The 25,469-nt window shown below is 42.9% G+C and carries 22 protein-coding genes and 1 other RNA gene; 13 read left to right on the top strand and 10 right to left on the bottom strand.

Going from position 1 to position 25,469, the window contains the following annotated elements; translation table 11 throughout:
* Window positions 1–307 precede the first annotated feature (307 nt).
* From NI465_RS13220 to NI465_RS13195, 6 genes are all read left to right on the top strand, one after another.
* The gene (locus NI465_RS13220) at window positions 308–1,726 is read left to right on the top strand and encodes a phosphomannomutase/phosphoglucomutase (protein WP_253145643.1); all 1,419 of its coding nucleotides are present in this window, start codon (window positions 308–310) and stop codon (window positions 1,724–1,726) included.
* Between the two features lie 10 nt (window positions 1,727–1,736).
* The gene (gene argB, locus NI465_RS13215) at window positions 1,737–2,645 is read left to right on the top strand and encodes an acetylglutamate kinase (protein ID WP_004279270.1); all 909 of its coding nucleotides are present in this window, start codon (window positions 1,737–1,739) and stop codon (window positions 2,643–2,645) included.
* A gap of 131 nt (window positions 2,646–2,776) precedes the next feature.
* A complete protein-coding gene (locus tag NI465_RS13210) occupies window positions 2,777–3,625 on the top strand; it encodes a class II glutamine amidotransferase (RefSeq protein ID WP_004730575.1) in 849 nt (282 codons plus the stop codon).
* Between the two features lie 275 nt (window positions 3,626–3,900).
* Window positions 3,901–4,347, top strand: coding sequence for a bacteriohemerythrin (locus tag NI465_RS13205; RefSeq protein WP_004279272.1), 447 nt, complete (start codon window positions 3,901–3,903; stop codon window positions 4,345–4,347).
* Between the two features lie 143 nt (window positions 4,348–4,490).
* Window positions 4,491–5,570, top strand: coding sequence for a hypothetical protein (locus tag NI465_RS13200; protein WP_253145642.1), 1,080 nt, complete (start codon window positions 4,491–4,493; stop codon window positions 5,568–5,570).
* Window positions 5,570–5,902: an RnfH family protein gene (locus NI465_RS13195; RefSeq protein WP_005247100.1), complete on the top strand. Its 333-nt coding sequence runs from the start codon at window positions 5,570–5,572 to the stop codon at window positions 5,900–5,902. Before NI465_RS13200 ends, NI465_RS13195 begins: the two co-directional genes overlap by 1 nt.
* A 100-nt stretch (window positions 5,903–6,002) precedes the next feature.
* Here NI465_RS13195 and NI465_RS13190 read toward each other — a convergent pair whose 3' ends face one another.
* Window positions 6,003–6,401, bottom strand: coding sequence for an outer membrane protein assembly factor BamE (locus NI465_RS13190; protein WP_253145640.1), 399 nt, complete (start codon window positions 6,399–6,401; stop codon window positions 6,003–6,005).
* 112 nt (window positions 6,402–6,513) lie between these two features.
* Here NI465_RS13190 and fur point away from each other — a divergent pair, with 112 nt between their 5' ends.
* Window positions 6,514–6,951, top strand: a complete 438-nt coding sequence (gene fur / locus NI465_RS13185; protein WP_004279276.1) for a ferric iron uptake transcriptional regulator — start codon at window positions 6,514–6,516, stop codon at window positions 6,949–6,951.
* A 67-nt stretch (window positions 6,952–7,018) separates the two neighbouring features.
* On the opposite strand, the gene NI465_RS13180 is transcribed toward fur, so the two are convergent.
* The gene (locus tag NI465_RS13180) at window positions 7,019–8,140 is read right to left on the bottom strand and encodes a PilT/PilU family type 4a pilus ATPase (RefSeq protein WP_004279277.1); all 1,122 of its coding nucleotides are present in this window, start codon (window positions 8,138–8,140) and stop codon (window positions 7,019–7,021) included.
* Window positions 8,141–8,170: 30 nt separating this feature from the next.
* Window positions 8,171–9,208, bottom strand: a complete 1,038-nt coding sequence (locus tag NI465_RS13175; protein WP_004279279.1) for a type IV pilus twitching motility protein PilT — start codon at window positions 9,206–9,208, stop codon at window positions 8,171–8,173.
* Between the two features lie 123 nt (window positions 9,209–9,331).
* Here NI465_RS13175 and NI465_RS13170 point away from each other — a divergent pair, with 123 nt between their 5' ends.
* The gene (locus NI465_RS13170; protein ID WP_253145645.1) at window positions 9,332–10,021 is read left to right on the top strand and encodes a YggS family pyridoxal phosphate-dependent enzyme; all 690 of its coding nucleotides are present in this window, start codon (window positions 9,332–9,334) and stop codon (window positions 10,019–10,021) included.
* Window positions 10,022–10,052: 31 nt separating this feature from the next.
* On the opposite strand, the gene NI465_RS13165 is transcribed toward NI465_RS13170, so the two are convergent.
* The 3 genes from NI465_RS13165 to NI465_RS13155 are packed head-to-tail and all read right to left on the bottom strand — an operon-like array spanning window position 10,053 to window position 16,024.
* On the bottom strand, window positions 10,053–11,162 hold the full coding sequence (locus NI465_RS13165) for an acyltransferase family protein (RefSeq protein WP_253145639.1): 1,110 nt from the start codon (window positions 11,160–11,162) through the stop codon (window positions 10,053–10,055).
* Window positions 11,163–11,164: 2 nt separating this feature from the next.
* Complete coding sequence (locus NI465_RS13160) at window positions 11,165–14,761, bottom strand: AAA family ATPase (protein ID WP_253145637.1); 3,597 nt, start codon at window positions 14,759–14,761, stop codon at window positions 11,165–11,167.
* 9 nt (window positions 14,762–14,770) lie between these two features.
* Window positions 14,771–16,024 (bottom strand): exonuclease SbcCD subunit D, encoded by a 1,254-nt coding sequence (locus tag NI465_RS13155; RefSeq protein WP_253145634.1) that lies wholly within the window; start codon window positions 16,022–16,024, stop codon window positions 14,771–14,773.
* A 474-nt stretch (window positions 16,025–16,498) separates the two neighbouring features.
* Here NI465_RS13155 and NI465_RS13150 point away from each other — a divergent pair, with 474 nt between their 5' ends.
* Both NI465_RS13150 and NI465_RS13145 read left to right on the top strand, forming a co-directional pair.
* The gene (locus tag NI465_RS13150) at window positions 16,499–16,957 is read left to right on the top strand and encodes an ABZJ_00895 family protein (protein ID WP_004646142.1); all 459 of its coding nucleotides are present in this window, start codon (window positions 16,499–16,501) and stop codon (window positions 16,955–16,957) included.
* Between the two features lie 153 nt (window positions 16,958–17,110).
* Entirely contained in the window at window positions 17,111–18,016 is a 906-nt protein-coding gene (locus tag NI465_RS13145) for a TIGR01777 family oxidoreductase (RefSeq protein ID WP_213686942.1), read from the top strand.
* Here the strand turns inward: NI465_RS13145 and thiO are convergent.
* The gene (gene thiO / locus NI465_RS13140; RefSeq protein ID WP_253145633.1) at window positions 18,005–19,129 is read right to left on the bottom strand and encodes a glycine oxidase ThiO; all 1,125 of its coding nucleotides are present in this window, start codon (window positions 19,127–19,129) and stop codon (window positions 18,005–18,007) included. The two genes, NI465_RS13145 and thiO, sit on opposite strands and share 12 nt — an antisense overlap.
* 15 nt (window positions 19,130–19,144) lie before the next feature.
* Window positions 19,145–20,158, bottom strand: coding sequence for a porphobilinogen synthase (gene hemB, locus NI465_RS13135; protein WP_253145630.1), 1,014 nt, complete (start codon window positions 20,156–20,158; stop codon window positions 19,145–19,147).
* Window positions 20,159–20,263: 105 nt separating this feature from the next.
* Here hemB and NI465_RS13130 point away from each other — a divergent pair, with 105 nt between their 5' ends.
* The gene (locus NI465_RS13130; RefSeq protein WP_004646146.1) at window positions 20,264–20,761 is read left to right on the top strand and encodes a thioesterase family protein; all 498 of its coding nucleotides are present in this window, start codon (window positions 20,264–20,266) and stop codon (window positions 20,759–20,761) included.
* Between the two features lie 80 nt (window positions 20,762–20,841).
* Here NI465_RS13130 and glpK read toward each other — a convergent pair whose 3' ends face one another.
* The gene (gene glpK, locus NI465_RS13125) at window positions 20,842–22,326 is read right to left on the bottom strand and encodes a glycerol kinase GlpK (RefSeq protein ID WP_253145628.1); all 1,485 of its coding nucleotides are present in this window, start codon (window positions 22,324–22,326) and stop codon (window positions 20,842–20,844) included.
* Window positions 22,327–22,456: 130 nt separating this feature from the next.
* On the opposite strand from glpK, the gene ssrA reads away from it, so the two are divergent.
* Together ssrA and NI465_RS13115 are read left to right on the top strand one after the other, a co-directional pair.
* Window positions 22,457–22,815, top strand: a transfer-messenger RNA (tmRNA) gene (gene ssrA / locus NI465_RS13120).
* Between the two features lie 181 nt (window positions 22,816–22,996).
* The gene (locus tag NI465_RS13115; RefSeq protein ID WP_005027452.1) at window positions 22,997–24,139 is read left to right on the top strand and encodes a tyrosine-type recombinase/integrase; all 1,143 of its coding nucleotides are present in this window, start codon (window positions 22,997–22,999) and stop codon (window positions 24,137–24,139) included.
* Between the two features lie 15 nt (window positions 24,140–24,154).
* On the opposite strand, the gene NI465_RS13110 is transcribed toward NI465_RS13115, so the two are convergent.
* Window positions 24,155–25,168 carry a hypothetical protein gene (locus tag NI465_RS13110; RefSeq protein ID WP_253145626.1) on the bottom strand — a complete coding sequence of 338 codons (1,014 nt, stop codon included), beginning with the start codon at window positions 25,166–25,168 and terminating at the stop codon, window positions 24,155–24,157.
* Window positions 25,169–25,469 lie beyond the last annotated feature (301 nt).

Below are 25,469 nucleotides of genomic sequence, written 5' to 3'. Positions count from 1 at the left end.
ACGAGGCATAGCGAATAGTAAAATTGGGTTTGGCGATTTGATTTTACTACTTCGCTATTTTTTTAAGCTAAAAGTGTCAACACACCCTAATCAGATGAAACTCAAAATAAATATAATTAAATAATCATTGTTTAATTACAAGAATCCTATAATTCTAAAGTTGTAGATTATATTTTTATAATTGATTGTTACATTGAAATCGTTTAAAAATAGCGGGTCTTAAAACAAAAACAAATGTTTAAAGTCATTATGATGAAATCATCATTTTAAATCTCCTTATTTTAATGAATAGTGAAAAGACATTTTTATGGGATCTATGAATCATCCATTCCCCATGCATATCTTTCGTGCCTATGACATACGCGGTAAAGTCAGTCTCTTAGGTGCCGGGATTATTGATGCAATTGCCCACGGTTTAGCCCAGCAGTATCAGGCTGCGGGACAGACACGTGTCGCCATTGGTTATGATGCACGCATCAGTAGTCCGGCTTTTGCCGACACGATTGCCCGTATTTTTAAAGATTATTCGCTGGAAGCCACTATTGTAGGTTGTTGTTCCAGCCCAATGCTATATTTCACCGCACGCCAGTTTGATGGCAATGGCATTATGGTCACTGCCAGTCATAATCCTAAAGAAGATAATGGTATTAAATGGATTATTGATGGTGAACCACCTTGTCCTGAGATGATTCAACAGGTGGCCCAACTGGCAAAGTCACATTGCGATAGCCAGCTAATTACTTTAGCTGAACTGCCGCATCAGATTATTCCAGAGTTTTGCCTGCAGTATCAGCAGGGAATATTAGAAGATATTCAATTAAAGCGCTCATTTAAAGTGATTCTGGATGGTCTGCATGGCTCAGCCGGACGTTGTGCTGACTTGGTACTCAGAAAAATGGGCTGTGAAGTGATTGCTTTACGTTGTGAGGCGAATGGACATTTTCCGGATCATGCGCCGGATCCTTCGCAAGACAAACATCTTGAGACTTTACGTCAAACCGTCATGCAACAGCAGGCTGATCTCGGTATTGCCTTGGACGGTGATGGCGATCGCTTGGTTCTGATTGATGAACATGGTCAGATTATTACAGCCGATCAGTTATTGTGCCTGTTTGCTGAAATTTGCCTAAGCGATTCAGCACCACGCCAATTTGTTTATGATGTGAAATGTTCAACTCTGGTTCACGATACAGTGCAACGTCTGGGCGGGGAACCGGTGATGATTCGTACCGGCAGTTCATTTCTCAGAACCTATCTGAACCAGTCTCAGCATCAGGCGATTTTTGGTGGGGAATATGCCGGACATTATGTCTTTAATGATGGTCGCGGTTGGGGCTATGATGATGGACTCTATGCAGCGCTCAGAGTCATGGAATATTTAGACCAAACGGGGCAAACTCTCGCGCAGGCCTTGGCGGCTTATCCAAAACGACATGGTACTGAAGATCTTTATATTTCAACGCGTCAAGTACGTCCTGTTGAGCTTTTAAACTTCGTTGAACAGCAATCCGCAAGAATTAATGCGCAAATCAGTAAAATTGATGGGATACGTCTTGATTTTGAGGATGGTTTTGGCATCATTCGAGCATCCAATACAGGTGAGTATTTCACAGTGCGCTTTGATGCCAATAATGCCCAAGGTCTAAATGAAATTCGTCATCTGTTTGTAGCCATGTTGCGTGACCGTTATCCAGAGATCGCTCAAGACATTTTAGATGCTCAATAAGGAGAGGCGAATGCCAAATCAACAAACAGGCATCGACAAAGCACAGATTTTGACAGAAGCTTTGCCGTATATTCAACGCTTTGCGGGTAAAACCCTGGTGGTAAAATACGGCGGTAACGCGATGACCGATCCTGAGCTGGAAAGTTCATTTGCACGTGATATCGTATTATTAAAAACAGTCGGTATTAATCCGATCGTGGTACATGGTGGTGGCCCGCAAGTCGATTCCATGCTGAAACAGCTGGGCCGCGAATCAGACCGTATTGACGGCATGCGCGTGACTGATCCTGCGACCATGGAAGTAGTCGAGATGGTACTTGGCGGTAGCGTTAACAAATCTATCGTGAACCTGATTAACCAGCATGGTGGTCGTGCGATTGGTCTTACCGGTAAAGACGGCAACCTGATTCGTGCGCAAAAGCTGCTGATGGAAAAAGTGGCTGAAGATGGTTCAGTTGAGCAAATTGATCTGGGTCTGGTCGGTGAAGTCGTTGGCGTGAAAACCGATGTTCTGGAAATGTTTACCAATAGTGACTTTATTCCAGTCATTGCCCCGCTAGGTGTCGATGAAGAAGGCAATACCTATAATATCAATGCTGATTTGGTCGCTGGTAAAGTCGCTGAAGCCCTAGGTGCAGAAAAACTGATTCTACTCACCAATATCACCGGTGTCTTGGATGAAAATAAAAACCTGTTGACTGGTTTGACCACTCAAGAAGTCGATCGTCTGATCGAAACTGGCGTGATTTATGGCGGCATGATTCCAAAGGTCGGTTGTGCGCTGGATGCGGTAAAAGGCGGCGTCGTAAGTGCACATATCGTGGATGGCCGTGTACCTCATGCCAGCTTACTAGAAATTTTCACCGATCATGGTGTGGGCACCCTCATTACCAATCGTGCCAATCCGCATCGTTCTTAAGCCAATTTTTGCGAAAAAGAGTCTCAATAGAGACTCTTTTTTATTTGGATTTCTTATAGCCACCTATTTGAAATGACTGGGACAGTCATGCACAATAAGCTTCTAAGTAAATAGAGAGCTGAAACCAGACCATGTGCCAACTGCTCGGAATGAATTGTGCCACCCCGACGGATATTACTTTTTCTTTTCGCGGGTTTTCCCAGCGGGCCGGCATTACCTCTGATCATGCGGATGGTTTCGGGATTGCTTTCTTTGAAGATAAAGCCTGCCGTCTGTTCGTCGATAACCAGTCCGCGATTGAATCACCGATTGCCGAGCTGGTACGTAATTATCCAATCAAATCACGCAATGTGATTGCCCATATCCGTAAAGCGACCCAAGGCAAAATTAATCTGGAAAACTCGCATCCTTTTAGCCGTGAACTTTGGGGGCGGCAATGGATTTTTGCCCATAATGGCGATTTATATGATTATTTTCCTGAACTGTCAGGGCGCTTTACCCCAGTCGGAAATACCGACAGTGAGCGTGCCTTCTGTTACCTGCTGGATCAACTGGTGAAACGCTTTGGCTATCATGAGCCGAAACTGGATCAGGTTTTCGATCTTCTAGCTGAAATTTCACCTGCAATCGCGGAGCATGGCACCTTTAATTTCTGCCTGTCGAATGGTCAGGCGCTGTTTAGCTATGCGATTACTAAACTCCACTGGCTGGTACGTGAATACCCGTTTAGACCGGCTCAGCTGATTGATATTGATGTCGAAGTGGACTTTAGTCAGGTCACGACCCCTGAAGATCGCGTCGCAGTGATTACCACTGAACCATTGACCCAGAATGAAGAATGGACTGCCTTCCAGCCCGGTGAAATGATCCTGTTTCAGCATGGGGCGAAAGTACGTTCTCAGTTGACGCATGTTGAACGTCTGGAACGTGAACGTCTTGATCCTTCCTTAAAACGCGTCACGCGAGCTGATCAATATTGAAATGCGATTAAAGACGGAGTTTAAACTCCGTTTTTTTATATTTAAAAAATAAGAAAAAATCTAAGAATAAATAAAGGTTTATTGCGGATTTTGGTTAATTAATATCTTAGCCTTTTACTCAGGATAAATTATTTTTAATTATATATAACAGAAACTTAAAATGAAAAAGCCGGATTTAGGCGGAAAGCCGACTAATTTACTTCATTTTTATTTGAATCAATACGCTATATGCTCATTTTCACGTTATAAGTCCTTAATATTTATAGGTGGTCGTAATGAAAATGAAATGGGTTCCAGATTATAATACTGGTATCGATGTGATTGACGATCAGCACAAACGAATTCTCGATTATATCAACGAAATTGATGCCAATACCGAGCGTGCCCGTATTAAACAGATTCTCGACAATATTATTGATTATACCCAGTCGCATTTCACCTTTGAGGAATCTCTTCAGGAAGAAGCCGGCTATAAATATCGGGTGCCGCATAAACGTGTGCATGACCTGTTTATTAAAAAAATCGAGTCTTATCGTGACCGTTTTGAACTGGGACAGTCCATTGAATCAGAGCTGCACGAAGTATTATCGAAATGGCTGATTAACCATATTCAGCATGATGACGCTGATTATGTCGGTGCCGTGAAAGAAAATATGATGGGGATCATCAAGGAAAAAGAAAAGAAAACAGGTAAAAACTGGTTCGCTCGTTTCTTCTCATAATAAAAGACGTAACGAGATAACAAAAATTAAAATCTAATTATAATTTTTGCGCAGCAAATCACTGTCATGGTGGTTTGCTTTTTGTTTTTGATTTTCACCGCTCCACAAGGCAAAATAGCGCTAGATTTTTATAGGAATGCATCATGCAGGACAATGCTATGTCAAAATGGTTATCGCCGCTGATGGCTTTCTGTTTATCGTTTATTATCATCGCGACGCTCGCACCGATAACCGGTATACAGATTGATCGTCAGCTGGATTTCTGGATGCTCTGGTTGGCCTCCATGCTGATTCTGGCACTTCCAGTCTGCTACTTGGAAATTGCTTTGGCCAAGCGCTCTAAAACAACGCCATTACAGGCGCTTTCGACGCTGACCCGTGAAGCGGATGCGTCACAGAAATGGCGTATTGTCGGCTGGTTAAGTGTGATTTTTATTCCGTTTTTGGCAGGTGCTATGTTGAACAATGCCAGCAATGTTCTGGCGGTTGTTGCACTTGATCTTGCACCGAACCTTTTGTTGATCGGATTGGCAATTGCTGCGCTGGTCTTGTCACTGCTGCCGCGTCAAATTTTATTAGCTTTTACAACGATTGGCGTACTGGCGTCTCTGGTTCTAGCCAATGTGATGGGAACGGTGCTACCTGCATGGCAAATCACGCCAGTCGAGTTCTCGGAATGGGGCAATGCCACGGTATTGGCACTGGTGGCAAGTGGTCTGGGCATGGGCTTGTACTGGCAATCTAGCCTGAGCGCTGTACAACAACAGGATGTCGCCAGCAAGACGGTATTGCCGATCTGGATTGCGCAGCTCGTTGCTGTCATTGCATTTGCTTTCTTTGCCGTACAAGCACAAATTCCTGCATTTACTCTGGTCGCAGCAATGGTGGCAGCTGCCGCATTAATTCTGCAAATGGCACGTGAACAATTACAGCAACGCCAGCTTCATCCTGCGATTCAATGGGCGATTGTGGCGGCGGTTACACTGATCTGGGCTATTCCAAATCTAAGCCCAATTTTCAATGTGGTCTTGTTAGTCTGGGGCCTATTGATTTGTTTGATCTATGCACTGTTTGCCGGCTGGATCATGAAGATCAGTCATTTGCGTAAATCAATGAATTTTAGCTCTGAAGCGTTTTATAACATCTGGCGTATTGCAGTACGTGTGGTGTTGCCGGTCGGGATTATTCTGGCAATCATTGCTGTCTTAGGACAATTCGTCTGATGAGTGAGGCGATGATCTGGGTAGCGTATGCGACGTCAGAAAAACAATTTCATCTAGCCGTGCCATTTCAGCCTGGCATGACGGCACTGGATGCGATTCAGCAAAGTAGAATCCGTGAGCAGGTCGAATTGCCTGAACCGTTATCTCTGGGCATTTTTGGCGTGCGTTTGCAAGATCATCAGCAGCTATTGGCAGCAGGGGATCGGGTGGAAATTTACCGAGCACTGACCATCAATCCTAAGGATATTCGACGTAGACGTGCCGAAAAAAATCCGGTGGGTCGTTATGCCAGAGGCAATCTTTTAAGAAAGCTGAAACCGTCTTCCGAATAGAAAGCGGCTTGAATGAGCAGTAGCCTCAATGATCTGCTCAATCAATCAGCTTAATCAAAAAAGCCCCTGATGATTCAGGGGCTTTTTCATGAGAAACCGACTATAGTGGAGGAGCATTTAAAATTGCTTCTTTTGATCCTGGTAAGCCGGGTTGAGATTCTGGAATCGTCTCCAGACCTTCAACACGTTCTACGATACCAGACTGGTTAAAGTAGATTTTCAAATGCTGGCCTTGGGCTGCCGGGATCTTGGCTTTTTTAGCGTAGGTTCCTGGGGTATAGTTATAGATGTAGTCCCAACGTAAAGGATTCAGTGGATCGTTTACTGTTGGACTGCCCAGTAAGAAACGCACCTGTTGATGGCTCATTCCTACCTGAATTTTAGCGGCTTGTGCTTGGGTTAAAGGGGTTCCTTGTGGAATATCTACTTTATAAACACCTAATGTCGAACAGCCGACGAGCAATGAAGTGACGAATAACGTCAACATGATTTTTTGCATTTTGCTAAACTATCCCAAATTAATTATGATGCATTTGATCCAAGGATAGATCATACTGCATCTAAACTTTGTTGCATATTCCAACTTTGATTTTGTTGAGAGACCTTTTTACATGACTATTTCAAACCAAGATTTACGAAAAGCTGGGCTGAAAGTTACCCTTCCACGAATTAAAATATTAGAATTACTAGAAAATTCAAAACAACATCATTTAAGTGCGGAAGATATTTACAAGACTTTACTCGATCAGGGCGAAGATGTAGGTTTAGCAACTGTGTATCGTGTGTTAACGCAATTTGAAGCAGCGGGCATCATCGAACGTCATAATTTTGAAAATAATCATTCAGTTTTTGAAATTATGCAGGAAGATCACCACGATCACCTAGTATGTTTAAATTGCAGCAAAGTTGTTGAATTTATTAATGACACGATTGAAAAAGAGCAGCATGACGTTGCCGAGAAATTTGGTTTTGAATTAACCGGTCACTCACTGAATCTGTATGGCTACTGCGATGCGCCTGCCTGTCAGGAAGTTTTCCGTAAAAAATAATTTGAGCGCTGGTTCAAACAAAAAACAGGCTTCATGGGAAGCCTGTTTTTTTATGCCTTCAAGATGATCAGGACTGACCATCAAAGGTAATGTTGGAATGCGCACGTAATAAGTGACTACCACCTTCTTCTGACAGCTTGATTTGCAGACGCAGGTCGTTTGGTGAATCTGCATGTTTCAGTGCATCTTTATAGCTGATCTGTTTGGCTTTATACAGATCATACAGCGCCTGATCGAAGGTCTGCATGCCCAGTTCACGGGAACGCTTCATCAGATCCTTGATCTCATGCACATCACCTTTACGAATCAAGTCGGCAATCAGTGGTGAGTTAATCAGAATCTCAATCGCTGCACGGCGACCATTACCATCGATGGTTGGAATCAGTTGCTGTGCCACAATGGCTTTCATGTTCAGGGACAAGTCCATGAACAGCTGATTATGTCGGTCTGCTTCGAAGAAATGGATAATCCGGTCAATCGCTTGGTTGGCGTTGTTGGCGTGCAGGGTAGCAAAGACCAGATGACCGGTTTCGGCAAAGGCAATCGCATAATCCATGGTTTCACGTGAACGGATCTCACCGATCAGAATCACGTCTGGTGCCTGACGCAGGGTATTTTTCAGGGCAATTTCAAATGAATCAGTATCGATGCCGACTTCACGCTGGGTGATAATACAGCCCTTATGCTGGTGAATAAATTCGATTGGATCTTCAATGGTAATGATATGACCTTTGGAATTTTCATTACGATAACCGACCAAAGACGCCAGCGAGGTTGATTTACCGGTACCGGTTGCTCCGACAAAAATAATGATGCCACGTTTGGTCATCGCCAGTTCTTTTAAAATTGGCGGTAACTTGAGTTCATCCATGGTCGGAATGACGGTTTCAATCCGACGCAGCACCATCCCCGGTTGATCACGTTGCTGAAAGGCACTGACACGGAAGCGGGCACTTTTATCCGGCGTGCTGATGGCAAAGTTACATTCACGACTGTCAGCAAATTCTTTACGCTGCTTTTCGGTCATGATGGAATGGAGTAGTTGTCCTACTGCCGCACCGGGTAATTTTACCGAGCCAATTGGTAAAATCTGACCATTAATCTTAATGGACGGTTCGACATCGGCAGTAATGAACAGATCCGATGCTTTTTTCTCCACCATATAATCGAGTAAGCCGTTAAAATCCATGTATATAAACCCTAATACAATTCAATTTTTTTATAAAAATGCTTCTGGCTGTTTGGCTGCAGTACGTGCAACTTGCGGGCTGATCAAACCTTTGGACACTAGCGTTTTTAGTGTCTGATCCAGCGTGGTCATGCCATAGTTGGCACCGGTCTGAATTGCTGAGTACATTTGTGCGACTTTGTTTTCACGGATCAGGTTACGGATCGCCGGAATACCGATCATTATTTCATGCGCTGCGACACGCCCACCGCCATTTTTCTTCAGTAGAGCCTGTGAAACTACGGCTTGTAGGGATTCAGATAACATGGCGCGTACCATGTCTTTTTCTTCGGCAGGGAATACGTCGATCACACGGTCAATGGTTTTGGCCGCTGAGGTGGTATGCAGCGTACCAAATACTAAGTGACCGGTTTCTGCGGCAGTTAATGCCAGACGAATGGTTTCAAGGTCACGCATCTCACCGACCAGAATAATGTCTGGGTCTTCACGTAATGCAGAACGTAATGCTTCATTAAAGCCATGGGTATCACGATGTACTTCACGCTGGTTAATCAGACATTTTTTGGACTGATGCACAAATTCGATTGGGTCTTCGACGGTCAGAATATGGTCATAGCGGTTGTCATTAATATAGTCCAGCATCGCCGCCAAGGTAGTTGATTTACCCGAACCGGTAGGACCTGTGACGAGGACCAGACCACGTGGATATTCACAGATATCCTTAAAAATCTGTCCCATGCCCAGATCTTCAAGCGTCAGGACTTTAGAGGGAATGGTACGGAATACTGCACCGGCACCGCGGTTCTGGTTAAATGCGTTGACACGGAAACGCGCCACGCCAGGCACTTCAAAAGAAAAGTCAGTTTCCAGATTTTCTTCAAAATCACGGCGTTGCTTGTCGTTCATAATATCGTACACCAGTTTGTGTACTTCTTTATGTTCCAGTGCAGGCAGGTTGATGCGACGAACTTCCCCATCGACACGAATCATTGGCGGTAAGCCCGCAGACAAGTGTAAATCCGACGCACCATTTTTAGCAGAAAATGCCAACAATTCTGTGATATCCATAAGGTCCCCGAGTTCATTAAAATGTTAATTATTTTGATAGAATAATAAGGCTTTCCCACAGCTTAACCAACACTTAGTTCATGGGCAAGGGAAAAAAAGATGAATGAAATGAGAACCCCATCAATGAATATGTTGCAACAGTCACGAAATCAGGTCTTAGTGCAAATTGAAACTGCCTGTGTTGAGGCCGGCCGCGAAGCAGATGCGGTGCAACTGCTTGCCGTTTCCAAGACCCAGCCGAGCAGCGTGCTGGCAGAGATGTATCAGGCCGGGCAACGTGCTTTTGGTGAAAACTATTTGCAGGAAGCGCTGGAAAAAATCACGGCACTGAAAGAGCTGGAGATTGAGTGGCATTTTATTGGACATGTGCAGCGCAACAAAACCAAGGCTCTGGCAGAAAATTTTGCCTGGGTACATGGAGTCGATCGCCTAATTATTGCCGAGCGCTTATCAAATCAGCGTGGAGATGATCAGCCTGCACTAAATATCTGTATTCAGGTCAATATTGACGGTCAGGATACCAAGGATGGCTGTCAGCCGGCAGAAGTTGCAGATCTGGTGGCACAGATCAGCCAACTGCCGAATGTACGTTTACGTGGTTTGATGGTGATTCCAGCACCGAATAATCCTCAAGCCTTTGCTGATGCCAAAGTTTTATTTGATGTAGTAAAAACACAACATGCTCATCCTGAAGACTGGGATACTTTAAGTATGGGCATGTCTGGGGATATGACCGAAGCGATTGCTGCGGGTTCTACCATGGTTCGTGTTGGCACAGCCCTATTTGGTGCACGGCCTAAAAAAGATGTATAAACTACTAATGTCAGTTTTTTGCAGCAAAGCGTTATCGCAGGGTATTGGATAACGCTTTTTTTCTGGCTGGTTCGAGCCATTTAGCCATCAGCCAGGCAAAAACTATTAAGCTGCACATGCTGGCAAGCAAGGCTAAAACTGCTCCACCCAGACCATAGGCCAAAGTTGCTGGAATACAGCCCAAAATAAATAAAAGTAAGGGGAAATGGGTGACATACAAGGTATAGGAAAAGTCTGCGGATTGAACCCAGACCGGATGGTAGTGACTACGTTGATGCTGGAGCTGTACCAGCCAGCAGCTAAAGGCCAAACCCACACAGAAATTAAAAGGGGCAAAATTCGCAGCACGGTATTGCTGGGCCTCATCAATCAGCTGAAACTGGTAAGCATCAAAACAGGCGATTAGAAATGCCAAGCCGACTAGGGCTAATTTGACCGATTGTAAGCGGTTTAAAAAACGTAGCTGGATATATCGAAATGAACAGGCAAAGGCACTAAGCCAGACCAGAAAATAAATAAAAAACTGGATGTTCAGTAATGACAGTATAGCCAGAACCATAAAAAATCCGATTTTGGCGATTTCCGAATTTTTTAAAAAAGGTAGGAATCCGGCCAGCACATAAAACCACACTTCATAGCTCAGGCTCCAGAGTGCAGCATTGGCTGAAACCGTTGGTGTTACAAAGCCATTCAAAAATAGCAGCGAACCAAAAAATTCCATCATGTCTACATTATAGTCAGTCCGGATCATCATGCCAAAACTGTGTTGAAAAGCATGAGTATGGCTGGCAAATAATAGTGGAGCGAGTAGATAGAGAACCAGGGTCAACCCCATGGCAAACACAAAGGGTGGTAAAATTCTGCTGCAACGCTCTCGAGCATAACGGTGCAGATTGAACTGACCATGCTGATGAATGTTGTGCTGGATCGAATAGCCGATCAGATAGCCACTTAAGGCAAAGAAAATCATGACCGCGGCCTGACCGAGCAGGCGTACCCATGAATATAGACTGGTATCGAAAGGCGCAATAAATGCCTGAAAGCAATGACTGAACAACACTACAATGGCACTGATACCCCGTAGGCTCTCAAGCTGTAAGCTGAAATAGGGCGAGAGCGTGTTCGGGGCAGGGTGACTCATCGTTAGCCTATAATCTGAATGGTACTGGCGCCTGCACCGACCGGCTTGACCTGAATTTGTACCGGAATCCGTTCATGCATTTCCTGAATATGTGAGATTACGACCACTTTACGTCCCTGACTTTGTAACTGATCAAGTGCATTCATCACCATATGTAATGAAGATGCATCAAGGGTGCCAAAACCTTCATCGATAAACAGGGATTCTATTTTCATGGAGCCTGAAGCCATATTGGCAATTGCCAAAGACAAGGCAAGGGCGGTCAAGAATGACTCACCACCAGAAAGTGATGAAACAGAACGGCTTTCACCATCCATATCATGGTCAATAATGGCAAGACTGAGTGAGTTGTCTAAACGTTTTAAGGTGTAACGCTGAGACAGCATCGCGAGTTGCTGATTTGCAAATTCAAGCAAAATATCAAGGTTATATTGCTGCGCATAATCACGGAATTTTTTGCCTGTGGCATCCCCCATAAGACTGGAAATTTTATTCCAGCGATGTTCCTCAGTTTGAATTTGTTGAATTTGTTCGGCAAACTGTTTTTGCTTGTCTAGGTTCGAGTAGTGAACATCTAACTTGGTCTTAAGTTGGTCACGCTGTTCTTGTCGCTCTGCTAAAGCTTTAAGGTTCAGTTCAATGGCACGCTCAATCTGTAAGATTTGTACTTCAGGTTGAGTTTGTAAATGTTGTGTGAGCAGATGTTGTGTGGTTTTCAGTGCAGATGCTGCATCGACCAAGGCATGTTCGATATCTTTAATATGTTGACGTAGTTTTTGAGTTTCTTCAGTTGAAATGAGGCTTAATTGTGAAATCAAAGCATGATTAAAATCTAAATTTTGATTTAACCAGTGTTCGATTTCTAAAACACAAGCATGATGCTGTGTTTCAAGTTGAGCCAACTGAATTTTGAGTTGATCAAGCTGCCGTTGTTGGCTATCAAATTGTTGACGAGCTGTTTCGAAACTTTGTTGTATTTTCTGATGTTGCAGCTGTAAATTTTTACGCTGTTCATCGTGTTGAGTCAGCCATTCATGTGGTTTATCGACCGAAGTTTGCGTCATCTTAAAAATAAGCTGAACGGCAAGTTCCTTGTTCTCTTGTCCTTGACGCTCAAATTCAACTTTATCTTTTTCAGCGAGTTCAATCTGATTATTTTTAGCTTGTATCTCGTTATTTTTTTGAGCGAGTAGTTGAGCTTTCTCATTCAGTTGCTGATTTAAAGTCTCAAGATTCTGCAACAGGTGCTGACGCTCATGCAATTGTTGCGCAATGTGTTGTGCAACAGTTAAGGTTTGCTTATGCCAAGCATTTCGTTGCTCAGCAGTGAGCAGGTCTAGAAGGTATTGAATATTCTGTTCAGCTTGTTGAACGATCGATAGTTGTTGTGATATCTGCTGAATATTTTGGGTTAAATTCCGTTGTGTTTTTTCAACCTCATCGAGTTGTTTGATATTTTCCTCAAGTGTTATTTTTTCTTGTTGCAGGATTTGATTGACTTGAAGCAGTTGTTGTTCAATCTGTTCAGATTTTTGGGTTAAGTCTATTTGAATTTGGGCATTTTTGAAGCTTTGATAAAGTGCCTGTTCATGCTGTTGATGTTGAATATTTAAATCATCGAGACGTTTTTGCTGCTCGCTCAAAGATGCTGTTTGCTGTGTGTGTAATTGCTGACTCTTTTGCCAAGCATTAAAACTGTCTTGTTCGATTTGAATCGCTTGCTGCTCTTGTTGCTCTTGCAAATTGACGAGTTCACTCGATAGTGCAGAAAGGTCAGTTTTAAATGGATGATGTAAACTGCCACAGACTAAACATGCTTCTCCATCAATCAATTGCTCGCGTAATTTCTCAATATTTTCAGCATGTAATAAGCGTTGTTGTTGCAGGATGCGTTGTAAGTTTTCACGTTCAAGTTTATGGGTTTGGTATTGCTGTTCTTGCAAATCAACTTGGATTTTACTTTGGGCACTTCGCTGTGCGAGCGCATTGCACGTTGTTTGCAGTTGATGTTGTTCAGAGCATTGTTGTAGCCATTGTTTAAATTGATTTTGAATTAAACTAAATTGATGTTGTTGCTCTAGATTTTTTGCCTGATTGTGGCGAAGTTCTAATAGTTGGTGATCAATTTTTTGGTCATCGCCATACTGTTGTTGTAGTGATTCCAATTGCTGCTTTTTCTGACTTAAATCGGTTCTAGCAGAAGCAATATCGCCATATTGTTTTTCAAAACTTTGGTAATGCTGAATAAATCGTTGTAACTGTTTGAGATGCGCGGAAAGTCCATCATCTAAACTGCTCAGTTGCATCGTTTGATTCAACTGTTCGGTTTGTTTTTGCTGATCTGACTTGAATTGCGCTAATTCCTTGTGTAGCTCAGTTTGTACAAATATTAAGGGCTGTAACTCTTTTTGAAACTCGTCCAATACAGATTTTGCTTTAACAAACTGTTTACCAATGAATTCACGTTCTTGAATACAGTGACGGACTTGGTCAATACGGTGCTGATGGGTGTGTTCAAAATGCTGTAGCGCTTTGAGTTGTTCATCAATCTGTTTAAATGCAGTCTGTTTTTGCTCAAAAACTTGCTGAATGGTATGAAACTGTAATTCAGTACTTTGAATTTGAGATTTTAACCCAGCTAATTCTGTTTGTGTTTTTTCTTGCTGGATCATACTTGGACGGATGGATGCAAAAACTTCGAGTTGTTTTAGACGGCCACGTTCTGTATTCAGTAAATCAAATTTTTGTTGTTGTTCCACATGCTGACGCTGTCGTTGCTGAACATCATTTTCCAGCTTTTGCTTTTGCTCAAACCATCGCTGGTTTTTTTCGAGTGCCGATTTTTCTTGTTCTAATTTTTTGTATTCAGCACAGATTGTATTGAATTGATCGCTTACAGTCGCTAAATCTTCTTCCGACAAAGTTTCAATATCACCGAGTCTGACTTCTAAAGCTTTGCGCTGATTGGCGATTTCCTTGGTTTTTTCATATGCCAATTGACCAATTTTGCCAAAAATACTGGAGTTGGTCAGATATTCGAGCAGTTCACCACGTTCAGTATCCCGTGATTTTAAAAATGCGGTCACTTCAGATTGAGCCAATAAAACGGCACGGGTAAATTGCTCAAAACTCAGCTGAGTAATTTGTAGAATTTTAGCTTCTACCGCTTTGGCTTTATCGGCAAGAATATTGCCATCACTCAGACATTTCAGTGAACGTTGCACACTTTGCAATTTGCCTGTGGGATTTTCACGTGCACGTTTAATTTCCCAGCGAGCTGAATATACTTTTTGATCTTGTGCAACAAAACTCAGTTCGGCAAAACCAATGCCTGTACCGCGACGCAAAACAGTCAATGGGGAATTGGTGAGAAGTTCAGAACCATCGATATCAGTCAGTTTGCCATCGCTATCTTTTAAACGAGGTACACGATTGAACAGTGCCAAACACATTGCATCCAGAATCGTGGACTTTCCGGCACCTGTTTTACCGACAATTGCGATTAAGCCTGCACTGGCAAGTGGATTGCTTTCAAAATCAATAAAATGTTCACCTGCAAGCGATGCCAAATTTTTTATACGAATAGATAAAATTTTCATGGCATATCCTTATGGTGTTTCATTAGCATCAATACTTTTTTCCGCCTCAATAATCAGGCTGAGGAAATCTTTCAGCACCGAATCATCGGCGCTGTAACCCTGTTTGAGCCAAAGCTGTTCAAATAGTCTTTTGGGTGTTGGCGGCTCTAAATGGATCTTCTGAGCTTGTGCATCATCAAGATTAATAGCTTGATATTGACGTGAAATGCGCACCAGTCGATAGCGGTTCGGCGGAAGTGCATCTTCAAAAGTTTGTCTTAAATTGGGTGGAGGTGGCGTTGCCGTATGATATTCAATATCGATATATTCACGTTGATCAATTGCTTCAATTTCCCCATGTTCAAGGGTTCGAATCTGCTCAAAGATTTCATTGAGTTCACCACGAAGTCGATGCAGGCTTACACTGCGTGGAATAAGCAAAGCTTCAAACTGAAAACGTGCCTCATCTTCTAATTGAGGGTCAATCCTGACTTCAACTATTTGATGCTTATAATTAATCTCACTAAATGACAGCGGAATCGGAGAGCCACTATAGCGAATATGCGGCTGACCGACTTTTTGTGGTTTATGCAAATGCCCCAGCGCGACATAATCAATCACGTCATCAAACAGCGCCGTCGACAGGGCTTCTTCATTGCCGACAATAATCGGACGCTCGGAGTCCGAGGTCTCACCACCTTGCATGTGCGCATGTGACATTAAAATCAGTGCCTGATGTGGCTGTTTGCGGGCTTTGGCTTCGGCAATCAGTTGTTGATGCAGATAACTGATCGCGTTCTGGTTATTGCTGGTATGTTCATTCAGTCCGGTAATTTCGGCACTGCGTAAATAGGGTAGGGTCAGACACCAGGCGATGATATTTTTATCCCGATCATAAATAGGAATAAGTAGACGATCCAGGTTCAGGGTATTTTCTGCAGTGCGGCCTACGATTCCCACAGCTTTGGCATTGAATTTGGCCAGCAAGGGTTCAACCTGTTCAATCCGATAACCGGAATCATGATTGCCTGCAATCATCAGGGTCTGCATATGTGGCGCCAGGTCGTGGGCGTCGGCCAGAAACTGGTATAGTTGTCTTTGCGCACTGGAAGCTGGATTGATCACATCAAAAATATCGCCGGCAATCAGCAGAGCATGCGGCTGCTTTGTTTTAATTTGCTCAAGTAGCCAAGTCAAAAACTGTGCATGTTCAAATTCACGGTCATGGTTATGGAAAAATTGTCCCAGATGCCAATCGGAAGTGTGAAGAAAATGAACTGCCATGTAATGAACCCCAAGATATCTGCCTTGCTACTATAGGAAAAAGCACAGGTAAAAATCTACTTGTAAAACGATATTTCAGCGAATTGTTGGTGATGTTTAAGCTGAATTTATTTTGATCAGTATGGAAATTACTGGATGATCGCATCCAAATCATCAGACATCGAAAAGTCATGCAATCCATCAGGCTTTTAAAAAAATAGGAATTTTAAAAAATAAAAACCGACGATTCGAGTGATGATGAAATCGTCGGTCAAATTTGTGTTACATGAAGATTTTGGCTGCTATTCAAAATTTCCCTGTACACTGGACTTATTGCTTTAGCTCTAAAGGTCAGCAAAAATTCGTGGATGCCAGTCCAAATTTTTGTACCTTGTACCCTATATAACGTCACCCTATAGTGGATGGTTGACAATAAAATGAAAAAAAACCTGATTTTTTTTATACTAGCTTGTTGAAGATCACTGAGTCATGCATATGTTGCCGCTAAGTCGTTATTTTATCTGGTTTTTCGTTATATGTTTTATTTTTACTTGTATTTGCGGTGTACTGGCAGCCTTGCTGCCGATGGGCATGGGTGCAGTCTTGACGATTGTTCCGTATCTGGTGGCCATGATTTGGGTGCTTTTTAAATTTCTAAAACAGCAAAAACGTGCGCCGACCCAGGCAGAGCGTAAAAAATTCACCCTCGGTTTTAGCCTGATTTACTGGGGCTATAATTTATTATTTCTGTTGCTCGGTATTGTCATCGCCACCCGTTCCAATCCGAATGCCTGGCAGGACTTCTTACTGTATCTACAGCAGCCACAATTTATGAGTATTGTGCTGATCATGTTCCTGATGATCGCAATTCCACTATATCTACTGACGTACTGGTTTTATGGCAAGCAGGCCCAGCGTATGGCAGAGAAAATGTTTGGCCATTCGCCTCAGTGAATATAGATGAATCATTTTGTGACCCGATCTTCATAAATTAATTGAATGATGAAAGATACAAATTCTCCACTACAAAGATCTTCTTGGTTTAAAAAGCTGAAGATGAGTGGCGTATAATTTAAACCAAGAAAATAATAAGGCGAAGAATGACTAATGTATAAACCTGTAGTGCTGGTGACGGGAGCGAGTGGTTTTATTGGCAGTCATCTCGTGCATTTTTTACTGGAACGGGATTATCGGGTGATTGGTCTGACCCGTCAGAAAAATAAACATGAACCACATCCGGACTTCCATTGGATCAATCAGCTGGATGAATTAAAACAGCATCAGATTGATTATGTGGTCAATCTGGCTGGCGAAAGCATTGGGCAAGGCCGCTGGACGGCAGCGCGTAAAAAGAAATTGCTAGATAGCCGTTTAGACATTACCAAAAAGTTATTTGATTATTTAGAAAAAAATCAGCTTAGGCCGAAACGGATTATTTCAACATCGGCCGTTGGTTATTATGGCATTGATCCGACAGAGCGTTGGGAACAGGTCTGCACGGAGCAAAGTCCGCCACAAGATATTTTTATGTCCGAACTCTGTGCGAAGTGGGAGCAGCTGGCCTTGTCCTATACTAACCAGAACACCAAGATTGTTCGCTTTGCGGTGGTGTTTGGCAAAGGTGGTGGGATTCTTCCGCAGATGCTATTGCCGATTAAGCTGAATCTGTTTGGGCGGATTGGTCATGGACGTCAGCCAGTGACCTGGGTGCATCTAGAGGATGTGCTGCGTGCGATTGAATTCTTGATGCTTGAGGATACAACCAAGCAGATCTTTAATGTGGTCGCGCCAGAAAAAAGCAGTCAGGCCCAGTTTGCACGAACTGCGGCCCAGATTCTGAAGCGCAAACCCTTACTTCCACTACCCGCATGCAGTCTGAAAATGATGCTGGGAGAACAGTCACAACTGGTATTAAACGGTCAGTATGTACAGCCCAAAGCCTTGCAGGAGGCTGGATTCCAGTTTCATTATCCAACCCTGAAAGAAGCACTGAGCAATATTCTAAAGCACTAAACGACTGGGCTCTAATAAACGGACAGGATCATAAGGAGCTGGATCAACGATTGGCATTTGTTTAAGGATGAGTTGAGCGAGTAGTTTGCCTGATGCCGGCCCCATGCATAAACCATTCCGGAAATGTCCAAAATTGGCCCAAGCATTGTGTAGCTTGGGAATTTTGCCAATATAGGGAATACCATCGGGTGAGCTGGGTCTTAATCCGGCCCATTGCTTGACCAGCGGAAAATCTGCCAGTTCCGGTACCATCTCGATACACGCCTGTAAAATATCCTGCCGGATTTCGCTAGAAGGCGAGGTGTTAAAACCGACCTGACGCATACTGGAACCACATAAAACATGTCCATCCTGACGTGGAATCAGGTACATCACCTTATGCATGCACATGGTCGGCAGCCAGTTTTCTGGCGTTTTAAACAGCAGCATCTGGCCCTGAACCGGCTGTACCGGAATTTCCAAACCAAGTTGCTGTGACCAGTGTTGCGACCATGCTCCGGTGGCGATCACAAACTGGTCCGCCTGAAAAACCTGGCCATTTTTATCTACAATACTTTTTACACAGCTTTGCTGGATATTGAGGCGCGTGATTTTACAGTTTTCTTGCCAGGTGACACGCGGATGCTGCTTTAAGTAACTGATGAGCGACTGTAACAGTCGCGGATTACGGATATTGGCCAGTTCAGGGAAATAAATCGCCTGCTTGAATTTGCTATGATTAATTCTTGGATTGATCTGTTGCAGTTTAGCCTGATCAAGCAATTCTGCCTGTTGCTGCGGATCCTGATGTGTTTTGGCATAACTTAAACCGATTTCAAAATCGGATTCATCAAAAATCAGCATACCTGTTTCATGAATCTGGAAATCGATGCCAGTGAAAGGTTGCAGTTTTTGATTCCAGTCCTGATACATGGGTTTGGCATGTCGAGCCAGAGCATTTACAGCAGCGGGATAACGCCACGGATACATCGGGGAAAGGATTCCTCCTCCAGCCCAGGATGCAGCCTGTCCGGCGGCCTGTTGATCAAAAAGGGTAACAGAACATCCCTGTTCAAGCAGTTCCAGCGCCGACATCAAACCGGTGATGCCAGCGCCGACAATGGCAATATGCATTGCGCCGAAATCCTTTTACTTCATGTCTTTCAGTTTAAGCGCAGCTTCTTCAGCAAAATAGGTCCAGATACCATCTGCACCGGCACGACGACAGCTCATCAATGATTCTAAAATGACGCTATCAGATAACCAGCCATTTTGAATTGCCGCAGCCAGCATCGCGTATTCGCCACTGACCTGATAGACAAAGGTTGGTACGCCAAAAGTGTCTTTGACTTCGCGGACGATATCCAGATAAGGCATGCCCGGTTTAACAATCACCATGTCTGCACCTTCCTGAATATCCAGCGCAATTTCATGCAGGGCTTCAGCACGGTTACCGACATCCATCTGGTAATTGTATTTATTACCGCCTTTTAAGTTACTGGCAGAACCAACTGCATCACGGAACGGGCCATAGAAACTTGATGCATATTTGGCTGAATAGGCCATGATGGAGGTATAGATATGACCATTTTTTTCAAAGGCCTGACGAATCGCACCGATCCGGCCATCCATCATGTCACTTGGAGCAAACACATCTGCACCGGCTTCGGCATGGCTCAAGCCCTGTTTAATCAGGCACTCGACCGTTTCATCATTTAAGACATAACCGTTCTCATCAATAATGCCATCCTGACCATGTGTGGTATACGGGTCTAATGCGCCGTCAGTAATCAGCACCATTTCTGGCAGTTCTTTTTTCAATAAACGCAAGGTGTTTTGTACCAGACCATCTTCACGCCACGCAGCTTCTGCAGTCAGGCTTTTATCTTCTTGTGGGGTGACCGGAAATAGCGCCAGTTTATTGACACCGAGTTTCAGTAGACGTTCTGATTTTTTTAACAACAAGTCCGCTGACAGACGCTGGATATTCGGCATACTTGGAATATCTTGGGTCTGGTTTTGTCCTGGCAGGACAAATACTGGATAAATGAGATGATCTGCCGCGAGATGGGTTTCACGAACCATCGAACGTAAATGTTCATTTTTACGAATACGACGCATGCGAGTTGCAGGAAACGCGGGACGATTGAACGTATAAGTCATAAAAATCTCAGTAATCAGTATTAAACTAGGCCTCTATTGTAGCCCTAACTCAAATTTTTGGGCATAAATTAGCGGTTTTTTATTGTGGTGGATTCGGGCAGAGTGATGAGTAAGACAGAGAGAAACTGGACCGGTAATATACATCTGGGCTCGAAAGTGGATATTGATGTAGTCCTGAACCAGCTGGTACATGCTTTTAATAGCTCTCCTTTTTTTAAGCATAACGGTATGACCATGCGGGTGGTTGAGGGCCAGATTGAGGCCTATGTAGAAATGCAGGATTTCATGATTGGTAATGTGGCTTTCCAGATTCTGCATGGCGGTCTGGCTGCAACTGTACTGGATAGCGTCGGTGGTATTGTGGCCATGGGCGAACTGTATAAAAAAGCTGAACCGGAAACGATTGCAGATACCATTAAAAAAGTGTCGCGTCTGGCGACGGTCGATATGCGGGTGGATTATCTGGCGCCTGGACGTGGCAAATATTTTATTGCACGTGCAGAAACCTTACGTTTGGGGCGTAAGGGCTGCACCATGCGCATGACCATGGTCAATGATGAAGATAAGGCGATTGCAACTGCAATTGCGTCTTATGCCTATTAATAAAATCGTGAAATGAGGAAATTAAAAAGCACTGTTTAACAGTGCTTTTTTTATAATGATCAAATATGAACCTAGAGGATTTAGAGATCAGATTTAGCCCGTTTCAAGGCATTTTGCCATTTGGCTAAATGCATTTCTCTTTCGTCATTTTGCATTTTGGGTTCAAAAGCACGGTTCAGCTGCCAGGACTGGGAAATTTCATCCAGGTTTGAAAATACCCCAGCTTTTAATCCGGCCATAGCGGCTGCGCCCCAGGCAGTAGCTTCTAGCATTTTCGGACGCAGTACCGGTACATTCAGAATATCGGCCTGAAATTGCATTAGCATGTCATTGCTGCTGGCACCACCATCAACCCGCAGTTCTTTAAGTGGATGTGCAATATCAGACTGCATCGCACTGAGCACATCCGATACCTGAAAGGCAATAGATTCAAGGGCTGCACGAGCGATATGCGCTTTGGTCGTACCGCGTGACATGCCACAGAGTAGGGCACGTGCTTCACTATCCCAATGCGGCGCGCCCAGTCCGGTAAATGCCGGAACCAGAACCACGCCGTCACTATGCTCGACCTGATGCGCCAGTTTTTCCACATCACTGCTTTTTTGAATAATTCCGAGGCCATCACGTAACCATTGCACTACAGCACCAGCCATAAATACGCTGCCTTCGAGCGCATAGGTAGTTTGGTCCTGGGCTTGCCAGGCAAGAGTAGAAAGCAGCTTGTTCTGGCTAAGCTGAATATTATGTCCGGTATTGAACAGCATAAAGCAGCCAGTACCATAGGTGTTTTTAGCACTGCCCACCTCAAAACAGGACTGGCCAAAGAGGGCAGACTGCTGATCCCCCAAAATGCCGGTGATGGGAATATTGGCCCCCAGTAAGCCAGAAGCCGTGTCAGCGACATAACAATCAGAAGAAATAATTTTCGGTAAGACCGAAACCGGGATATTAAACAGCTCGAGTAGCTCTTCATCCCACGACTGTTGCTGCAGATTCATCAACATGGTACGAGAAGCGTTACTGGCTTCAATGACGTGCTCTGCGCCTTGGGTCAGATTCCAGATCAGCCAGCTATCGATCGTACCAAATGCCACATGGCCCTGTTCAGCGAGTGCCCGTACTCCCTCGACATACTCTAAAAACCAGACCAATTTTCCCGCACTAAAATAAGGATCAATCCGTAGGCCGGTTTTTTGCTGAATTTTGGACATCAGGCCTTGTTCAATCAGCCGGTTACACCAGTCAGAGGTACGACGGTCCTGCCAGACGATTGCCGGGGCGAGCGGTTTGCCGTTTCGACGATCCCAGACTACAGTGGTTTCACGCTGGTTAGTCAGGCCAAGGGCTCTAATATCTTTTGCCAGAATACCTGCAGTCGCTAAAGCTTGCTGTACTACCGCAATCTGTGAACTCCAGATTTCCTGAGCATCCTGTTCCACCCAGCCTGAATGTGGGGTGTGGATATGCGTTTCACGTTGAGCCGTTGCCTGAACTTGTCCATGTTCATTAAAAATAATGGCCCGACTTGACGTAGTTCCCTGATCTAGTGCCAGTAAATAGCTCATAATTTTTCTGTTATTTGGCTTGAAAAGTAAAATATTAGCGCAATAATGTAATTAAGCGCATCAAGTTGTGTAAATGTTCAGAAAATACATCGTAATTTTTGACATTTATGCTATGATTGCCTTGTACTTTGGGGGTGTTTCTGGCTTCGACGCTGGTGATGAAACTCATAGATGCATGCCGAGAGCGCATTTTCTCTCGTAAATCAAATTTGCATTTTTTAGTCGCAAACGACGAATCATACGCTCTAGCTGCCTAAGGGCAGCTTGTCCGCCTCTCCGAATACTTGTGGTTAGAGAGTCCGACTGAAGCGCACGCACACAAGTCCGTATAAAGCCAAGCCTCGGGGCTTTGTACTAAATTAAGAGGATCGCGATTTGTACCCTGTTCGTCGGGTCACAAAGAGTTAAAACAATAGACGATATCTAAGCATGTAGTATTCTCGAGCGTAGTGCTGGCGGACGCGGGTTCAACTCCCGCCACCTCCACCAAAATTCTTTCCGAAGTAATCCATCGGAATCTAAAAAAGCCTTTAAAATCAATGTTTAAAGGCTTTTTTTATGCCTGTTTGTCCGATATTGTCTGATCCTATTTGACCCCATATTTGCTCTTTGCGGGTAAATATTGGGAAAATTTACCCAGAAATTAATACATCAATTATGGGTAATCGACATGCCACTTACAGATACTGAATGCAGAAAAGCACAGCCGAAAGATAAACAGTATCGTCTTTCGGATTTACATGGTTTATCCCTCATCATTACCACCAAAGGTCAAAAATATTGGAATGTACGCGTCACTGTCCATGGTGAACGTAAGTCTGAATCGCTTGGCCCATATCCAGATTTAAGCTTAAAAAAGGCAAGGGAGCTTGCATATGAGCTTAAGCATCGATACTCACGTTCAGTATTGCATGAAGACTTAAAGCCCTATTTCGAAGAAGTTGCAGAAGATTGGTTTAATAATCAAAAAGAAACCTGGTCATCCAAACACATCAGTAATGTTCGAGCTTCATTGGATGAGCTTTATATTGCTCTTGCTAATAAGCGTATTAATCAGATTCAGGCACCTGAGATTCTGCAGATCATTAAGAAGATTGAAGCTAGAGGCTCGCTTGAAATTGCAAAACGGACCTTATCTCGTTGCGGCATGGTCATGAAGTACGCCATTGCCCATGGATACCGCTATGACAATCCGGCAGGTGATTTAGTCTACGCCCTCAAGAATAAAAGGGTCAAAAACCTGGCTTCGCTTTCTGCCTCTGAGATGCCTGAATTTCTTAGACGTATTAAGGCTTATCCTGCCGATGCTCAAACACATCATGCCATTGTCCTGATTATGCTGACAGGCGTTCGGGTCAGTGAGTTACTACAAGCACGCTGGGAAGAATTTGATCTGGAGGGGCGTAAGTGGGATATCCCTGAAGAGCGGATGAAGAACCGACTTTCACATCGTGTGCCGTTGACGGACATGATGATTGCCGAGCTTCAGGCTTTGAGACTTACCCATAATCAGGAACTGCTATTTCCCCATCGTTTAAATAACAAAGAACCTATGCGTAGCGAGTCTATTTTGGCTGTGATCAAGCGTTCGGGCTATGCAGGTCGGATGACCACACATGGTTTTAGATCGCTATTTAGTACAGTCGTAAACGAATCGAATCTGTTTAATCCAGATGCCATTGAACGCCAGCTTGCTCATGTGCCTCAAAATAGAATTCGTTCGGCATATAACCGAGCGCAATATTGGGATGAGCGGGTGAGATTGATGCAGTGGTATGGGGAGCAGGTAGAAGGATGGATGGCTCAGTATTGAGCCTTTCCTTTCTAGTTACTTATAGTCTTTATATTCTTCATATTCCTTATTAATCAATTTTTCTAGAAGTTCTGATTCAGAAATATTGTAAAGCTCTGCTAATTCTTTCAATCGAACTTTTGTATTTTTTCTTAAGGGTAAGTGAAATTTCTTTTTAAGATTATCCTTATTTTTTAATCTGAAAACATTTTGCTGCCATGCTTTTTTAAGTTTATTTAAATCATTAATATATTTTTCTCTATTATGAATGTAAAGATCGTCAAAATAGGCATAGATATAATTTTCATGTAACTTTTCTTTTTCAAAAAGAAATTGAGGGAAAATATTGTATTCAAAATTTTTATCAATATAGTTTTTGCTCCACTCTATAAAATCTTTATCCTTAATGTATTTATTTAGATTTATTTTTTCTTTTATTATTTTGTCAAAATCAGCAATATATTCTTCCAAGTCTAAATTTTTTTGAATTATATTGTGCGTTATTTCGGGGTTTAAATAAATCAAAGCTAAAATAAAAATTTTAGGATTATTAATGTTTTTATGAACTTTATGATTGTTGTTTTGTCTATAAATTCTAGATTTTGAGGTATGTTTATATAGTATATAGTTGTTAATTTGACTTGATGTTTCTGAGTTTTTTAATTTCTTAAATGTACTTTCTCTAATAAAAATAGGTATATCGTAGTCTTTGGTGAATCTATTAATTAAGAACCAACATAATCTGTCATCTTTTAGGTGTAGGTTAATATCTATATTTAAAATATATTCTTTCTGTTCTTTTTGGCAATTCTTAATAAAGATATTTATTTCTTCTTCTTCAAGTTTAGATAAAGTTATTTTTATATAATCAAATAAATATTTATAAGAATATTTTTCATTATAAAAATTGAAAAAATCACGAGGGGTGTAGTTATTATTGCTAGCCGCTTTCCAAGCTATCCATACATACTCATGCTCTTTAAAACCTCTTAAAAGTTTGTCAATCAAAAGCCCTTTACGAATATTGTGATTTACTGAAGTTAAGCCCATTTATATTAATTACCTGTAGTATTTCTTGTAGTATTTATACTAATATTTTGTATAGTATTTTTCAATACTGAATTCACGTTGAATGCTTAAAAATATTAGCTTATGGACATTTTTAGTAGCTATTATTAGGTTGTAGCTTAACTCTAGCTTTTTTGAGACTAGGGCCTGCATGAATTTAACCGTAGAGCAGGGAGGAAAAGTTTTTCATGTGGAGAATAGGTACTGCACTACAGGAGGAATTTGGACTCCCTAAAGCTTTGGTTATTAATCTAATCGTTTATTAGGTAACACTTTATTGTGA

This window comes from Acinetobacter lwoffii (genome assembly GCF_024129855.1).
Lineage (GTDB): Bacteria > Pseudomonadota > Gammaproteobacteria > Pseudomonadales > Moraxellaceae > Acinetobacter > Acinetobacter lwoffii_L.
Note: the sequence above shows the minus strand (reverse complement) of the source record. Positions and strands in the feature narration are given on the sequence as shown.

Bases quoted from the DNA above. Each gene is read 5' to 3' on its own strand.
- NI465_RS13220 (WP_253145643.1), top strand. From the start codon at position 308: ATGGGATCTATGAATCATCCATTCCCCATGCATATCTTTCGTGCCTAT.
- argB (WP_004279270.1), top strand. From the start codon at position 1,737: ATGCCAAATCAACAAACAGGCATCGACAAAGCACAGATTTTGACAGAA.
- NI465_RS13210 (WP_004730575.1), top strand. From the start codon at position 2,777: ATGTGCCAACTGCTCGGAATGAATTGTGCCACCCCGACGGATATTACT.
- NI465_RS13205 (WP_004279272.1), top strand. From the start codon at position 3,901: ATGAAAATGAAATGGGTTCCAGATTATAATACTGGTATCGATGTGATT.
- NI465_RS13200 (WP_253145642.1), top strand. From the start codon at position 4,491: ATGCAGGACAATGCTATGTCAAAATGGTTATCGCCGCTGATGGCTTTC.
- NI465_RS13195 (WP_005247100.1), top strand. From the start codon at position 5,570: ATGAGTGAGGCGATGATCTGGGTAGCGTATGCGACGTCAGAAAAACAA.
- NI465_RS13190 (WP_253145640.1), bottom strand. From the start codon at position 6,401: ATGCAAAAAATCATGTTGACGTTATTCGTCACTTCATTGCTCGTCGGC.
- fur (WP_004279276.1), top strand. From the start codon at position 6,514: ATGACTATTTCAAACCAAGATTTACGAAAAGCTGGGCTGAAAGTTACC.
- NI465_RS13180 (WP_004279277.1), bottom strand. From the start codon at position 8,140: ATGGATTTTAACGGCTTACTCGATTATATGGTGGAGAAAAAAGCATCG.
- NI465_RS13175 (WP_004279279.1), bottom strand. From the start codon at position 9,208: ATGGATATCACAGAATTGTTGGCATTTTCTGCTAAAAATGGTGCGTCG.
- NI465_RS13170 (WP_253145645.1), top strand. From the start codon at position 9,332: ATGAATATGTTGCAACAGTCACGAAATCAGGTCTTAGTGCAAATTGAA.
- NI465_RS13165 (WP_253145639.1), bottom strand. From the start codon at position 11,162: ATGAGTCACCCTGCCCCGAACACGCTCTCGCCCTATTTCAGCTTACAG.
- NI465_RS13160 (WP_253145637.1), bottom strand. From the start codon at position 14,761: ATGAAAATTTTATCTATTCGTATAAAAAATTTGGCATCGCTTGCAGGT.
- NI465_RS13155 (WP_253145634.1), bottom strand. From the start codon at position 16,024: ATGGCAGTTCATTTTCTTCACACTTCCGATTGGCATCTGGGACAATTT.
- NI465_RS13150 (WP_004646142.1), top strand. From the start codon at position 16,499: ATGTTGCCGCTAAGTCGTTATTTTATCTGGTTTTTCGTTATATGTTTT.
- NI465_RS13145 (WP_213686942.1), top strand. From the start codon at position 17,111: ATGTATAAACCTGTAGTGCTGGTGACGGGAGCGAGTGGTTTTATTGGC.
- thiO (WP_253145633.1), bottom strand. From the start codon at position 19,129: ATGCATATTGCCATTGTCGGCGCTGGCATCACCGGTTTGATGTCGGCG.
- hemB (WP_253145630.1), bottom strand. From the start codon at position 20,158: ATGACTTATACGTTCAATCGTCCCGCGTTTCCTGCAACTCGCATGCGT.
- NI465_RS13130 (WP_004646146.1), top strand. From the start codon at position 20,264: ATGAGTAAGACAGAGAGAAACTGGACCGGTAATATACATCTGGGCTCG.
- glpK (WP_253145628.1), bottom strand. From the start codon at position 22,326: ATGAGCTATTTACTGGCACTAGATCAGGGAACTACGTCAAGTCGGGCC.
- NI465_RS13115 (WP_005027452.1), top strand. From the start codon at position 22,997: ATGCCACTTACAGATACTGAATGCAGAAAAGCACAGCCGAAAGATAAA.
- NI465_RS13110 (WP_253145626.1), bottom strand. From the start codon at position 25,168: ATGGGCTTAACTTCAGTAAATCACAATATTCGTAAAGGGCTTTTGATT.